The organism is Amycolatopsis rubida (genome assembly GCF_900115345.1).
GTDB lineage: Bacteria > Actinomycetota > Actinomycetes > Mycobacteriales > Pseudonocardiaceae > Amycolatopsis > Amycolatopsis rubida.
Genome location: NZ_FOWC01000020.1, coordinates 106,736 through 119,852 on the forward strand (window position 1 = coordinate 106,736; position 13,117 = coordinate 119,852).

Here is a 13,117-nt window from a genome sequence, read left to right on the forward strand (position 1 = left end):
ATGCTATTCGCGGTTGAGCAGCCAGCCGCGTCCTTTTCCTGCCCGGACGAAGAGCGCTCCGGGCTTCCTGAGGAGGGAAAGAGCGATGAGTGAGCTGACCGACCCGGTGATCGACCCGCCGGGTTCGCTGTCGATCGAACGGGCCGACCGCTCGCCCGCGGCGGTGCTGGCCCTGAACGGGGACCTTGACCTCGGGACCGCCCCGAAATTGACGGCCGCGGTCGCCGAGACCGTCACCGGGAAGCCCCCGGTGCTGGTGCTGGACCTGACCGGGGTCGATTTCCTCGCGTCGGCGGGGCTGACCGTCCTGCTGGCCGCGTGCCGGGAAGCGCCGGAGGGGACGCAGGTGCGGATCGTGGCGTCCGGCCGGGCGACTCTGCGGCCTATCCAGCTCACCGGGCTGGAGCAGAGCCTCCCGCTGTACCGCACGCTCGACGAGGCGCTGGCCGCGGAGTGATCAGTGCGCCCCCGCAGCGCGCTGGAGCACCACGAGTGCGACGTCGTCCTGCGGGGGCCGCGATCCCACCATCGCGGCCATGATCCGGGCGCAGGCCCGGTCCGGGTCCTCCGGACGGACCAGTCCGGCGAGCTGGTCCATGCCGGTGTCGACGAGCCGGTCCCGGCGCTCGACGAGACCGTCGGTATAGAACGCGGCGACGGCTCCCGGCGGCAGTTGCACCATGGTGGTGCGCCGTTCGACGGTGGCCCCGACCGTCAGGCCGACCGGCGGGTCCGGCGGGGCAGGCACGAGCCGCGCCGGTTCGCCCGGCGAAGCCAGGACCGGCGGCAGGTGCCCGGCCAGCGACAGCGCCATCGTCTGGTGGCCGGGTCTGAGGATGCCGTAGGCGACCGTCGCCATCACACCGTGCTCGAAGTGGTTCGCTTTGCGGTCGAGTTTGGCGAGGACTTCCGCGGGATCGTCGCAATCGAGCGCGTACGCCCGCAACGCGCTGCGGAGCCGCCCCATGATGACCGCGGCTTCGAGACCGTGCCCGGAAACGTCGCCCATCACGATGCCGGTCTGGTCTCCGGGAAGCCGGAACACGTCGTACCAGTCGCCGCCGAGCCCGGCCTCCGCGCCCGGCACGTAGCGCGCGGCCAGGCGCAGGCCGTCGATGACGGGCAGGACGCCCGGCAGCAGGCTGCGCTGCAACGCGATGGTCGCGGCCTGGTTCTGGTGCATGAGTTCTGCCTGCAGCACGGCGGCCAGCCGGTCGGCCAGCAGCCGCAGGGTTTCGATGTCGGTGGTGGTGAACCGGCGGTCCCGCGCGGCTCCGATGTGCAGGACGCCGACCAGTTCGGTGCCGGCCAGCATCGGGACGCCGAGCATGGTGTGCAGGCCGCGTTCGGCCAGCAGCGCGTTCAGCACCGTGGTCTGGTCGACCTGGTCGATGACGACCGGCTCCCGGCGCGCGGCGACACTGCCGGGGAATCCCGCGCCGACCGGCACCTGGACTCCCTGGTAGACCTCTTCCTCGAGACCGGCGGCGGCGATCGCGACAAGGCGCTGCCACCGGGAATCGTGACGCAGCACGGTGGCGGTGTCGACGTCGAGAACGGCGCAGGCCCGCGCGAGGACCTTGGTGAGCTCCTCGCCGAGCGCGGCGTTGCTCGCCCCGGCGCCGAGGATTTCGGCGAGGCGAGTGCGCGATTCGGGCTCCGGCGCGTGAGACGGCATGCAGCGACAGTAGCCGAACCGTCGCCGCGGTCCAGCGAGGAGAGACAACAGGTGTGAAGTCGGCCCCGTCCGGGTACGCCCGATGGGGCACCGGCGAAGTCGAGCACGAGAAAGGGACTTCCCCACGTGATGTCAAGCGGCTGCGGCGAGGAGCGGCGAAGCGCGGCGGCGCTTTCCGGCGCAGGCAGTTCCCGGCACTCCGTCGCGCCGTCGGCGGGAGCGGGGCCTTGTTGTCCTGGCCGAACGAGGAGGGGCCGGCGGTGACCGTCTCGGCTTCCGGGGCGGGCGACCCGCCCTGGGTACTGGATCTGGAGGGCACCGGAGTTTCCGCGCTGCCGCGGGTGCGCGCCTGGGCGGGCAAGTCGCTGGGGCATCTGTCGCCTGACCATCTCGCGGACGTCCTGATGGTGGTCGAAGAACTCGCGTCGAACGCTTACGAGCACACCTCGGGTCCCTCCTGCGCGCGGTTGACCGTGCTGCCCCGGCCGTGCGTCGTCGTGATCGAGGTGGAGGACCCGGAGCACGGGCGTCCGGAGGTCCGCCCGCCGGACTTCGAACGGGCGCGCGGCCGGGGAATGCTGCTCGTCGACCGGCTCGCCGACGACTGGGGAGTGCACGAGCATTCCGGCGGCAAGACAGTCTGGGCCCGGCTCGGCTGCGGGGTGCCTGCCCGGGAGTCCTGCGAATCGTCCCGCTGAGGCCGCGGTTCACCGGCCCTGCCGCGGGCCGGAGTCGTCGTTCGCCGCCGGACGTGCCGGTTCGCCGGGGATGGTCTCGCGTTCTTCCTCCGGGGATGCCGCCGCGGACGTCTTCGGGTTCGCGCGGTTCGGCCGTGGTCTCGCTCCTTCCGTTCCCGGATGCGGGTATCCGGCAGGCGAGGCGGAATGGCCGCAGGGGACATTCCCCGGGCCGCGAGGGCGGGCTGTGGAGATCGCCGGGCAGCGGTGCTGCCGGCGCTTGACCGGCCGATTTCGGGGCGGTGCGGCGGAAATCGTGGTTTGTCCTGACTGGACGGGGGTATCCGGGCGGACCGGCCGAGCCGGAGGACCGCCAGGCCGACGTCCGCGCTCCCCGTGTCGGAGGCACGACCGCCGGGCAGAGTATTCCGGCTGCCCGGGGCCTGCCGTCCGCGATGAGGACACTGCCTTGCTTTCCAGCGTGCTGACCGCAGACCCGCGAACCGGCAGCGGTGCACTGGCCAACGCCCTGGCGCGGACTGGAGCCGCCGTCGTCGCGGCGGACTCCGGGAAACCTGAGAAACCGGACCGTACGACGTCGTGGTCGGCAATCCTCCGCACGCGCCTTCTCCGCCGCCGACGGTCCGTTCGACTCGCGCGTGGGATGCCGGACGGGCGCGCGATACTGGACCCGTTGTGCGTGGCCGATCCTTTCCTGCTGACCCGCACCGGCGCGCTGTACCTGGTGCGGCCGACGGTGTCCGATGTGGACAAAACGCGCTTCGCGCGGGCCGAGGGAGGCGCTGGCGCGGCCGGAAGGGCGGTCTCTACTTGACAGAACGCGGTTTCGTGCGGCCTGGCGACCGCATGGCGGAACTGGGAATGCTCCGTGCCGCCTCCCGGAACCCGGTGGCGTTCCACCTGGGTCGCGGGCAGTTCCTGATGGACGGCCGCCCTGTCCGCGAGCCGCCCGGGCACCTCGTCCCCGACGCCGTGATGCCGACCGATGTCCCGCGGCGGCGACGAGCGGTTACGCGTCGCATGCATGCCGGTCGATCGGGATCACCGTTCAGGCGTGGAACCGGGTGGTCTCGTCCAGCGGAACGCGTCCGGCGGCGAACCGGTTGGCTGGTGCGGTGCGGTCGGCGTACCCGAACGAGATTCCGAACAGCGGCTTCCCTCGTTCGAGGCCGAGCGTTTCCCGCACCGTGTCGACGTAGAAGCTCAGCAATCCTTGCGGGCGCCGCCCGCCGCGGCCCGGCGCTTCTGGTGCACGGCTTCGTAAATGGCTTCGCTGTACGGGAAATCGACCGACCGGCGGCTTTCCTGGTGTGCGGCAACCAGTGCGTCGGCGAGTTCGTTCCGCTTGGCGCCGCTGACGACCTCGACCTGCCACGGCTGCGCGTTGGAGCTGGACGGCGCCGCGGCGGCGTCGGCGAGGAATCCGCCCGCCAGCGGGCCGCCGACGAGGGAGAGGCCCAGCAACAGGCCGGTCCAGCTGGAGATCCGCGTGGATTCCTTGGGCGGCACCAGAACCTGGACCATCGCCATCGCCCCGACGAGCAGCCCGCCGGCCCCGATGCCTTGCAGTGCACGGAAACCGATCAGCGCGCCCATGGTCGGAGCCAGGCCGCACAGCATGGATCCGGTGAGGAAGACCGCCACTGACAGCAGGAACATCGCCTTGCGGTCGAACTGGTCGCTGAGCTTGCCCCACACCTGGGTGGACGCCGCGATCGCCAGCGCGTAGGCGGTGATGATCCAGGTCATCGACCCCGGCCCGCCGAGATCCGCGGCGATGCTGGGCAGTGCGGTGGCGACGATGTAGCTGTCGAGCATGCCCAGCGCCATGCCGGACAACGCCCCGGCGATGCCGATCTTGACGCGCTCGGTGAACAGGCTGGTTTCTTCCGGCGCGGCGGTTCTCGGCATGGCTGGACGTCCTTCCCCCGGATGCTGTGCTCCCAAGGTAGCCATAAAAGTGCCCACTAGGCAACTTTGCCTAATGGGCACTCCGCTCGCCGTCCGTGAGGGGAACCCTCAGGGAATCTGATTCCCTCACGGACTTCGGCCGGGCTAGGTGAGCTTCAGCAGCAGTTCGCTCAGCTCGACCGGCATCGTGATCATGCAGTCGTGCCCGGTCGGCAGCTCCCACACCTGCGACGGTGTCCCGTTCGGCTGGATCGCCGGGACCGGACGGCGGGTGATGCCCTTCAGGGTCGCGCCGACGCAGTGGATGTGCGTGCGGGGGATCGCTCGCGCGGCGGGATTGTCGAGCCGCGCCGGTTGCTGCAGGCAGCGGACCGGCTGGTCGGAGAGCATTCCGCGCACCCACGCGACGTTGGCCGGGTCGGTGACGCCGAACAGTCCGAACGGCGCGGGCTGCTCCGGCAGCGGCGGAACGCGCCAGCCGTCGCCGTGCTGCTTGGCGAGGTCGATCAGGCTTTGGCTGACCGGCTGGACGTCGACCGCGGTTTCGCCGTCCTCCGGCACCATCGCGTCGAGGTAGACCAGTCCGGCCACCCGGTCCGGCACCTCGTTCGCGGCCGACGAGATGACCATCCCGGCGTAGCTGTGTCCGACGAGGATCACGTCCTCTTCGCCGCGGAGCAGGTCCACGATGTCCTGGACGTGAGTGTCGAGCCCGATTTCGGGGCCGAGCAGGTGTTTCTTGTCGCCGTAGCCGGTCAGCGAGGGCGCGAGCACCCGATGTCCCGCCGCTTCCAGCAGCGGGACCACCCGGTCCCAGGCCCGGCCGCTGTGCCACGCGCCGTGGACCAGAACAAACGTCGTCATAGTCAGGATTCCTCGGGTTTTGCGGTTACCGGAAGTAACCCGGTACTGTCTGAGAACCATCGTGATCGTCCGTGCGGCGGCGGGCAATAAGGCACTATTTAGTGCCTCGGTTCTCCGGAGGTAACCATGGCCGACGAGGTGTGCCGGACCCGCGTGGTCCTGGAAATCGTGGGGGACAAGTGGGCGCTGCTGATCGTCCGCGTGCTGCGCGACGGCCCGCGGCGGTTCACCGAACTCAAAAGGGAAATCGAAGGAATCAGCCAGCGGATGCTCACCGTGACGCTGCGGGATCTGGAGCGTGACGGGATTCTCACGCGGACTGTCCGCAATGTCATGCCGCCGCATGTTTCCTACGAGCTGACCGCAATGGGCCGGACTCTTCGCGAAGCGACCGCGCCATTGCTGGAATGGAGCGTCGAGCATTTAGCGAAGATCGAAAAGGCTCGCGCGGACTACGACGCCCGCTGAACGGAACGCGCCAGTTCGCTGAACCGGCGCAGCAGCGGATCGCTTGACCGGCGCGCCGGCCACAGCAGGCGCAGCGCCACGCGGGGCGCGTTCCGCAGCGGGATGTGCGCGACGCGCGCGTGGGTGTGCGCCTCCGCGGCCGAGGTGGTGGTCGATCCGACGGCCCGGCCGGACGCGATAATCGTGAGCCATTCGTCGTAGCTGCCGCACTGGGTCACCCGCGCGGGCCGGTTTTCCGGCGGCCAGTCGAGCGGACTGGTCGCGCCGCTGACCGTGTTCACGACCACCGGATGCGCGGCCAGATCCGCCCAGTCCAGCTCCGCGCGCGCCGCCAGTTCCGAACTCGCGGCGACCGCGGCCAGCCGGTCTTCCTCGAACAGCAAGCTTCCGCTGATCCCGGACGCGCCGATCTCGCCGCGCACCAACGCCGCGTCGACGTCGCCGGAATACAGGGCGGCCACGATGTCGTCGCGGCGCAGGAGGGTGGCGGTCGCGCCGGTCGCGGTTTCGAAGGCGGTCAGCAGGTCGCTCGCCCACGGATCCGGCAGTGCCCACTGGAACCCGATCCGCAGCCCGGCGTTGCCGCCCGCCGCGGCGAGTGCGGCGTCGAGGTCGCGCAGCACGATGCGCAGCCGTCCGAGCAACTCGCCGCCGGCTTCGGTCGGTACGACGCCGTGCGGCGTGCGCTCCAGCAGGCGGGTGCCGACCGACTCCTCGAACTGCTGGATCGTGCGCGTCAGCGCAGGCTGGGTGATCAGCAGTTCGCGGCTCGCGGCCGTGAACGTGCCGCACGCCGCGACCGTCACGAACGCGCGCAGATGCCGCAGTTCGACCTCCATGTCCGGCAGCCTACCCAGCTATGCCCGCCGCGCATGGCACCGCTGTGACCGGCATTTCCCCGCCAGGTTCCGGATTTCTAGCGTGGGAAGCATGGACCAGGAGTTGACGGCCTTCCCCGGCTGGATCGCGCGCGACGCCCGGCCGGCTCGGTCCGGCGAGGCTGGACGACCTCGACACCACTGTCCGCGTGCGCTGCTCCAGCATCAATTACAAGGACGCGCTCGCGCCGCACGGCCGCCCCGGCATCGTCCGTCGCCCTCCGCTCGTCGTCGGGATCGACCTGACCGGAGACGTCCTCTCGCCTCGGCATCCGCGCTACCTCGGCACGCTCAACGGCGCAGGAGCCGGCGAAGACCTGCACGGCGGGCTGGCGGCGACCTCGACCGCGTCCCCGCGCAACTCGGCCCGCTCCCCGCGGCGGCGATCGGCGCCGCCGGGTTCACCGCCGCGCTGAGCCTGCTCGTTTTGGAACGCCACGGCCTGGCCCCGGAAACCGGACCGACCCTGGTCACCGGCGCGGGCGGCGGCGTCGGCTCGATCGCAGTAGCGCTGCTCGCGGCGGCGCAGTACGAGGTCATCGCTGCCACTGGCTGCCGAGCTGTCCGCACAACTCGCCGCGCATGTCCTCGACCGCGCCGAACTCGCTTCTTCTGGCAAGCCGTTGGGCAAACAGCGCTGGACAGGCGCAGCCGACACGATTGGCGGTTCCGTCCCCGCTGGTGCGCTTGCCGGTCTGCAACACTTCGGGGTCGCGAGGACTTGCGGACTTGCCGAGTGCCCCGGCAACGTCCTGCCGTTCATCCTGCGCCGCGTCGCCCTGCTCGGGATCGACCCGATCCGCACGCCTCCGCTCCGTCGCGAGGCCGCCTGGCAGCGCCGGGCGCAGTTGCTCGATCCGGCGCTCCTGGACTCCGTGACGCGGGTCGTCCCGCTCGCGGAGGCCGAGGACGCCGCCGCTTCGCTCCTGGCCGGTGCAGGTACCGGGCCGCAACATGGTCGACGTCGCTTCGGCCTGAAAGGAAACACAATGGACGCCTTCGACGAATTGATGACCCTGCGCGACGGCCCTCGTCCCGCGGCCGGCGAGGTCACGATCACCGGCTCGGACCCGCTTTTCGCGTCGCCGTTGCGGATCGGCGAGACACTCGCCGACGCACTCGCCGCCCGTGCGGTCGCCGCGAACGACCTGTGGGAGTTGCGGACCGGACGTCGGCAGAGGATTGCGGTGGATGTCCGCGCTGCCGCGGCCACCGCTCTCGGCGGTGAAGACATGACGCTTGTCCGCTCGGCGGACGGCGATTACCGTCCCGCGCCGCTTTCTCCTGCTGTCGAGCACATGGTCGCGCTCACCCAGCCTTGGCCGACTGCCGACGGACGGTGGTTTCTGCCGCATTTCAATCTGCCGCATCTGGAACGCCGGGTCTTGGCCGTCCTCGATTGCGAGGCGACGCCTGCCTCTGTTGCCGCGGCCGTCGCCGAGTGGAAGGCCGATGATCTGGAAGACGCTATCGCCGCCGCCGGCGCGTGCGGGGGAACCGTGCGGACGCCGGAGGAATGGCTCGCGCATCCGCACGGTTCCTCCCTGGCCGCACGTCCTGTTGTCGAAATCGCCAAAATCGGCGACAGCGCTCCTTCCGCGCTGCCCGCTGGCGGTGCTTCGCCGCTTTCGGACGTTCGGGTCTTGGACCTGACTCGCATTCTGGCTGGCCCCACTGCCACGTTGAGCTTGGCGGAGCATGGTGCGAACGTGCTGATGGTGACCGCGCCGCATCTTCCTCAGGTGGCGCCGTTCGTCCGGGATACCAGTCATGGCAAGCGAAGCACCTACCTTGACTACTCCACAGCGGACGATGCTGCTCGGTTGCGTTCGTTGGTCAGCGCGGCCGATGTGTTCGTCGAAGGCTACCGCCCAGGCAGGATGTCGGCGCACGGCTTCGGCCCGGAAGACGTCGCGGCACTTCGCCCCGGGATCGTTTACGTGACCGTGAACTGCTTCGGCTCCGGCGGCCCGTTCGGGATGCGTGCTGGATGGGATCAGGTCGCGCAAGCCGTGACTGGTGCTTGTGTGGTTCAAGGGGGCGACCGTCCACAGTTGACACCGGTGTATCTGTGCGATTTCCTGACCGGTTTCCTGGCGAGTTACGGCGCGATGCTGGCTTTGGCGCGGCGGGTTCGGGAAGGCGGGTCGTATCATGTGCGGGTTTCGCTGTGCCAGTCGTCGATGTTGTTGCAGCGGCAGGGGTTGTTGACTGACTACGCGGATGCACCGGGTCGTCTTCCGCCTTCGGAATTCGAGCGTTACGCGGTTCTGGACGACGACACGATTTATGGCGATCTGAAGAGCCTCGGACCGGTGATCCGGATGAGCGAGACCCCGCCGCGGTGGGAGTGGACTACGCCTGAGCTGGGGAGTTCGCGGCCGGAGTGGTGACCTGCCGGCCGGGTTGGGGCGCGGTTTTCGGGGTGAAGCCGTTTGATAGTAGGGTATTCGTCCGTTCCTGGTCACGGCTTCGCGCGAATCGCCTGTCCGGGCTGTCTTGTTCGACCGGAATCAGGCGAAGCCGCCCGGTGTCGCCTGCGCCGCACTTTGTCCGAGGACGTACTATTATGGGCGGGCAGGGATGCGGGGACAGGCTCCGGCGGGCTGGACGGGCTGCTGGAGCGCGGGTGCGTAGTTAAGGTCGAGGGATGTCGACAGCAGTGGGTGGGTCAGCGAAGGGCGGCTCGCGGGCGGGGCGCCGGGTGAGCCTGGAAGCGCCGGCGGATCTCGCCGCCGCGCCCGGGTACGGGGCTCGGCGGTTGTACCAGGCGTATTTGGCGGCCTGGAATCGGCATGTCGACTCGGTGTTGACCGGGCCGCAGTTCGCGGTGCTGTCGGCGGTGCGGGCTTATCCCGGGTTCGATCAGACTGCGCTGGCCAAGGCGGTGGCGCTGGACACTTCGACGATGGCTGATGTGTGCCGGCGGTTGGAGACTCGCGGGCTGATCGCCCGCGGGCCTGCGCCGCATGATGCTCGGGCCAAGGTTTTGACGCTGACGGATGACGGGCTGGCTGCGTTTCGCGAGGTGACTCGGCGGACTCGGAAGCTGGATCAGGCGTTGCTCGCGGGGTGTCCGGAGGAGAGGCGGGGGGAGATCGCGAGGATGTTGAACGAGCTGGGGGCGTTGTGGGAAGCGGTTGCTGAGCGGCCGGAGATCTGAGGCTTCTCGGGGGCGGCTCGTCGCCTGGGGGCGACATTGCCTTTGGGGGCTGGCGTGGGGCACCCCGAAGGTTGATTGTGCTGACGGTTCGGGGGTGCTTGTCAAGGCGGGAAAGATGCCTTGACAAGCACCCCCGAACCGCAGGGAGGCCCCGGATCGGGGTGCGGGGGAGGGGCTGGGTGCCTCGATGGCGGGTGCATCGGCTGCGGCGGGAGGGGCTGGGTGCCTTGATGGTGGGTGCAGCGGCGGCGGTTTGCGGGTGGGGCTGCCTGGGTGGGTGCGCGGGCTGCGGTTGGGGTGCGCGTGGCTTGGGTGGTTGGGTGCGCGGGGGTCGGTCGTGGCCCGATGAGGTTTTCTCGGTGGCGCGGCAGGTGGCGGGTTTGCTGTAGCGGTGCTCGTCAGGGTGGGGGAGCGCTGGCGGCGAGACGGGTTGCGTGGCTTTGCTTCTGCGGAGGTCCGTGAAGGAAGCCAGGCCGGCGAAGGGGCTCCCGCGGGCGGCGGTGGGTCGTGAAGGAATCAGCGGCTGTGAGGGTGGCCCTCACGTACTGCCTCGCTGTGCGGGGTCGGGAGCTGTCGTGTCGCCTCGTTCGGTGACCGTCCCTGCACCCAGTGCGCCCAACGGAACCTCGCTGCTGCGAAATTCCCGCCGACTATTGCGTGTTCGGATAATCCGTGTTCGGATTAACTGGGTCCGGGGTGACGGTGCGCCGGAGGCGGCTAGCGGGTAGGAGGTCGGCAGGTGGCGGCGAGTCAGTCTTTCGAGGTAGTGGTCGCCGGGGGCGGGCTGGGCGGGCTGTGTGCGGCCTTGTCGTTGCGGCAGCGCGGGTTGCGGGTCACGGTGGTCGAAGCGGCGCCGCAGCTGGGGGAGATCGGGGCCGGGATTCAGACTGCGCCCAATGCCAGCCGGATTCTGATCGGGCTGGGGTTGCGGGCCGAGCTGCAGCGGGTTCGGTGCGAGCCGCAGGATCAGGTTCGGCGGCGGTGGGCTGACGGCAGCATTATCGCGCAGTTGCCGCTCGGGCAGCGGGTCGTCGACAAGTACGGGGCTCCGTATTGGCATTATCATCGGGCGGATTTGCATTCCGTTCTGCTGCGGGCATGTATTGACCCGGACGGGGCGGGGCCGGTGGTGAAGGTGGCTACCGCGGCGAAGGTCGTCGATCTTGATCGCGGGAATCCGGAGCGGCCCGCCGTGATCACTGGGGACGGGCGGCGGTTTGCGGGCGACGTTGTCGTGGGGGCGGACGGGATTCGTTCCGCGGTAAGGGATCTCGCGGGGTTTGACGACACGCTCGCGTTCTCTGGGGAGATGGCGTACCGGGCGTTGATTCCGGGGGATTCGATCGCGGCGGATCCGGCGACCCGGTTCCTGGCCGATCGGTATCATTCGACGATTTGGTACGGGCCGGACAAGCATCTCGTGCACTACATGATCCGCGGCGGCGAGTATCTCAACGTGGTGGCGATTGTGCCGTGCACGGAGGAAGTCGAGAAGAACTGGAGTGCGCCGGCCGGTGCGGAACAGCTTGCGGCCGAGTATTCCGATTGGGACGATCGCGTGCCGACGATGTTGTCGAAAGCCAAGGACGACGTCTCGGTCTGGGCGATGTACCGGCGGCGTCGCGATCCGGTGTGGGTCGACGGACGCGTCGCGTTGCTCGGGGACGCTTGCCACGCCATGCTTCCGTATCAGGCGCAAGGGGCGTCGCAGGCGATGGAGGACGGGGCGGTTCTCGCGGAGGAGCTGGGGCAGGCGACGCGCGACGGGATCGACGCTGCGCTGACCCGGTATGTGCACCGGCGGGCCAAGCACGCGGGGATGGTGCAGGACGCGTCGTTGCGGAACATGAGTTTCTATCACTTGCCGGACGGTCCGGCGCAGCGCCAGCGCGACGAAAAGCTGCGCAGCTTCGACGGCGAGTCCGATGTGTCCTACGACTGGCTGTGGAACGGAACCCCGCTGGGCGACCCCGACAACGAATCGATTCACTACCAGTTCGCCCGATAGCACGAAACGGCGCACGCAGACTTCGCAAAGGAGCAAAGGCTATGCGTACCGGAGACCAGGTGGTCCAGGACTTGCCGTGGCGCTGGCGCGTCCAGGGCAAGATCTTCCTCATCGGCGGGCTCGGCTACATGTTCGACGCCTGGGACGTCGCGCTGAACGGATTTCTCACCCCGCTGGTGGGCACGGAATTCGGGCTGTCGGCGACGCAGCGGGGGCTTGTCGCCACCGCCAACCTGATCGGCATGGCGGTGGGGGCGGTCGCCTGGGGGACGGTCGCGGACCGGATCGGGCGGAAGCGGGCGTTCAGCGTTACGTTGCTGTTGTTCGCGTTCTTCTCGGTCTTCGCGGCGTTGTCGCCGAATATCGAGGTGTTTTTGCTGCTGCGGTTCCTCGCCGGAGTCGGGCTGGGCGGCTGTATTCCGGTGGATTACGCCATTGTCAGCGAGTTTTCGCCGCGCAAGCAACGCGGCCGCGTACTGTCCGCGATGGACGGGTGGTGGCCGGTCGGCACGACGCTGGCGGGGGCGTCCGCGACGCTGCTGGTTCCGGTTTCCGGGAACTGGCGGTGGATGCTGGTGCTGATGATCCTGCCCGCGGTGCTGTTGTTCTGGGCGCGACGCGGGGTGCCGGAATCGCCGTTGTATCTGGTGCGCAAGGGACGCGAGGCCGAGGCTCGGCTGGTCATCGACGATCTTGTCGAGCGTACGGGTGCGCCGAAGGAACCGTACCGGATTGCGCCGGCGGTTCAGGAAGACAAGCGGGGCGGCGGGTTGTTCGCGGCCGTTGATCAGCTGCGGCGGGTCTGGGCCTGCAACCCGAAGGTCACCGGCGTCGCGTGGGCGCTGTTCATCACCGTGATGCTGGTGTACTACGCCGCGCTGAGCTGGATGCCGTCGATCCTGAAGGCGCAGGGGTTCGGGGAGATAGCCGCGTTCGCCTCGACCACTTTGATGAACGCGCTCGGTATCGTCGGGGTCGTGGTGGCGGTGTTGCTGGTGGACCGCATCGGCCGCAAGCGGGTGATCGCCGCGGCCGGGCCGCTCGCCGCGGTCACGCTGGTGATTTTCTCGCTGGTGCTCGGGTCGGCGGGAGCCGCGGTGGTGGCGATCGGCGCGTTCGGGCTGTTCTCGCTGGTGGTCATTCCGGTGATGTACGCGTTCGTGTCCGAGCTGTACCCGACGGAGCTGCGCGCGTCGGGGTTCGGCTGGGCGTCGTCGTCGAGCCGGGCGGTGACCGGGTTCGCGCCGCTGCTGTTCGGCAGCGTGCTGTGGCCGGTGCTCGGGCTGCCGCTGACGTTCACGCTGCTCGGCCTGCTCGTCGTCGGGGCCGTGGTGTTCATGGTCTTCTGCGCGCCGGAAACGCGGGGCCGGGAGCTGGACCGGATCGACGACGAGACCGCGCCCGCGCCGCACCAGTCCGAAATGGACACAGTCTGATTCTCGGCAGCAG

15 protein-coding genes are annotated in these 13,117 nt (G+C 69.4%); 9 read left to right on the plus strand and 6 right to left on the minus strand.

The genetic code is table 11. From position 1 onward, the window contains the following. Positions 1 to 85: 85 nt before the first annotated feature. Positions 86 to 457, plus strand: a complete 372-nt coding sequence (locus BM362_RS41710) for an STAS domain-containing protein (RefSeq protein ID WP_093576889.1) — start codon at positions 86 to 88, stop codon at positions 455 to 457. On the opposite strand, the gene BM362_RS41715 is transcribed toward BM362_RS41710, so the two are convergent. Next, positions 458 to 1,678 (minus strand): PP2C family protein-serine/threonine phosphatase, encoded by a 1,221-nt coding sequence (locus tag BM362_RS41715; protein WP_167545640.1) that lies wholly within the window; start codon positions 1,676 to 1,678, stop codon positions 458 to 460. Between the two features lie 260 nt (positions 1,679 to 1,938). Between BM362_RS41715 and BM362_RS41720 the strand changes: the two genes are divergently transcribed. Both BM362_RS41720 and BM362_RS48580 read left to right on the plus strand, forming a co-directional pair. Beyond that, positions 1,939 to 2,376 (plus strand): ATP-binding protein, encoded by a 438-nt coding sequence (locus tag BM362_RS41720; RefSeq protein WP_093576891.1) that lies wholly within the window; start codon positions 1,939 to 1,941, stop codon positions 2,374 to 2,376. 643 nt (positions 2,377 to 3,019) lie between these two features. Then, positions 3,020 to 3,190 (plus strand): hypothetical protein, encoded by a 171-nt coding sequence (locus BM362_RS48580; RefSeq protein ID WP_208865496.1) that lies wholly within the window; start codon positions 3,020 to 3,022, stop codon positions 3,188 to 3,190. A gap of 234 nt (positions 3,191 to 3,424) precedes the next feature. Here BM362_RS48580 and BM362_RS48585 read toward each other — a convergent pair whose 3' ends face one another. The 3 genes from BM362_RS48585 to BM362_RS41735 form a co-directional block, all read right to left on the minus strand. Beyond that, complete coding sequence (locus tag BM362_RS48585) at positions 3,425 to 3,586, minus strand: nitroreductase family protein (RefSeq protein WP_208865497.1); 162 nt, start codon at positions 3,584 to 3,586, stop codon at positions 3,425 to 3,427. After that, positions 3,580 to 4,287 (minus strand): MFS transporter, encoded by a 708-nt coding sequence (locus BM362_RS41730; protein ID WP_208865498.1) that lies wholly within the window; start codon positions 4,285 to 4,287, stop codon positions 3,580 to 3,582. The genes BM362_RS48585 and BM362_RS41730 overlap by 7 nt, the downstream gene beginning before the upstream one ends. A 144-nt stretch (positions 4,288 to 4,431) precedes the next feature. Next, positions 4,432 to 5,151, minus strand: coding sequence for an alpha/beta fold hydrolase (locus BM362_RS41735; RefSeq protein ID WP_093576892.1), 720 nt, complete (start codon positions 5,149 to 5,151; stop codon positions 4,432 to 4,434). Positions 5,152 to 5,277: 126 nt separating this feature from the next. Between BM362_RS41735 and BM362_RS41740 the strand changes: the two genes are divergently transcribed. After that, the gene (locus BM362_RS41740; protein WP_093576893.1) at positions 5,278 to 5,619 is read left to right on the plus strand and encodes a winged helix-turn-helix transcriptional regulator; all 342 of its coding nucleotides are present in this window, start codon (positions 5,278 to 5,280) and stop codon (positions 5,617 to 5,619) included. On the opposite strand, the gene BM362_RS41745 is transcribed toward BM362_RS41740, so the two are convergent. Continuing rightward, on the minus strand, positions 5,604 to 6,458 hold the full coding sequence (locus tag BM362_RS41745) for a LysR family transcriptional regulator (RefSeq protein ID WP_093576894.1): 855 nt from the start codon (positions 6,456 to 6,458) through the stop codon (positions 5,604 to 5,606). The two genes, BM362_RS41740 and BM362_RS41745, sit on opposite strands and share 16 nt — an antisense overlap. A gap of 188 nt (positions 6,459 to 6,646) precedes the next feature. Here BM362_RS41745 and BM362_RS48590 point away from each other — a divergent pair, with 188 nt between their 5' ends. Next, positions 6,647 to 6,913, plus strand: a complete 267-nt coding sequence (locus BM362_RS48590; protein ID WP_067584253.1) for a hypothetical protein — start codon at positions 6,647 to 6,649, stop codon at positions 6,911 to 6,913. Between the two features lie 120 nt (positions 6,914 to 7,033). Here BM362_RS48590 and BM362_RS49710 read toward each other — a convergent pair whose 3' ends face one another. Then, the gene (locus tag BM362_RS49710; RefSeq protein WP_244287455.1) at positions 7,034 to 7,795 is read right to left on the minus strand and encodes a hypothetical protein; all 762 of its coding nucleotides are present in this window, start codon (positions 7,793 to 7,795) and stop codon (positions 7,034 to 7,036) included. Here BM362_RS49710 and BM362_RS41755 point away from each other — a divergent pair, their 5' ends adjacent. The 4 genes from BM362_RS41755 to BM362_RS41770 all read left to right on the plus strand — a co-directional run bounded on the left by BM362_RS41755 (position 7,796) and on the right by BM362_RS41770 (position 13,104). Then, a complete protein-coding gene (locus tag BM362_RS41755; RefSeq protein WP_244287456.1) occupies positions 7,796 to 8,890 on the plus strand; it encodes a CoA transferase in 1,095 nt (364 codons plus the stop codon). A 269-nt stretch (positions 8,891 to 9,159) separates the two neighbouring features. Beyond that, positions 9,160 to 9,660, plus strand: a complete 501-nt coding sequence (locus BM362_RS41760; RefSeq protein WP_093576895.1) for a MarR family winged helix-turn-helix transcriptional regulator — start codon at positions 9,160 to 9,162, stop codon at positions 9,658 to 9,660. A 739-nt stretch (positions 9,661 to 10,399) separates the two neighbouring features. Beyond that, a complete protein-coding gene (locus BM362_RS41765; RefSeq protein WP_093576896.1) occupies positions 10,400 to 11,668 on the plus strand; it encodes an FAD-dependent monooxygenase in 1,269 nt (422 codons plus the stop codon). 41 nt (positions 11,669 to 11,709) lie between these two features. Then, positions 11,710 to 13,104, plus strand: a complete 1,395-nt coding sequence (locus tag BM362_RS41770; RefSeq protein WP_093576897.1) for an MFS transporter — start codon at positions 11,710 to 11,712, stop codon at positions 13,102 to 13,104. Positions 13,105 to 13,117 lie beyond the last annotated feature (13 nt).

What these genes read in the sequence shown, in the direction of transcription:
- BM362_RS41710 (WP_093576889.1), top strand. Translation starts at nt 86, where the DNA reads ATGAGTGAGCTGACCGACCCGGTGATCGACCCGCCGGGTTCGCTGTCG.
- BM362_RS41715 (WP_167545640.1), bottom strand. Translation starts at nt 1,678, where the DNA reads ATGCCGTCTCACGCGCCGGAGCCCGAATCGCGCACTCGCCTCGCCGAA.
- BM362_RS48580 (WP_208865496.1), top strand. Translation starts at nt 3,020, where the DNA reads ATGCCGGACGGGCGCGCGATACTGGACCCGTTGTGCGTGGCCGATCCT.
- BM362_RS41755 (WP_244287456.1), top strand. Translation starts at nt 7,796, where the DNA reads ATGGTCGCGCTCACCCAGCCTTGGCCGACTGCCGACGGACGGTGGTTT.
- BM362_RS41730 (WP_208865498.1), bottom strand. Translation starts at nt 4,287, where the DNA reads ATGCCGAGAACCGCCGCGCCGGAAGAAACCAGCCTGTTCACCGAGCGC.
- BM362_RS41745 (WP_093576894.1), bottom strand. Translation starts at nt 6,458, where the DNA reads ATGGAGGTCGAACTGCGGCATCTGCGCGCGTTCGTGACGGTCGCGGCG.
- BM362_RS41735 (WP_093576892.1), bottom strand. Translation starts at nt 5,151, where the DNA reads ATGACGACGTTTGTTCTGGTCCACGGCGCGTGGCACAGCGGCCGGGCC.
- BM362_RS41770 (WP_093576897.1), top strand. Translation starts at nt 11,710, where the DNA reads ATGCGTACCGGAGACCAGGTGGTCCAGGACTTGCCGTGGCGCTGGCGC.
- BM362_RS41740 (WP_093576893.1), top strand. Translation starts at nt 5,278, where the DNA reads ATGGCCGACGAGGTGTGCCGGACCCGCGTGGTCCTGGAAATCGTGGGG.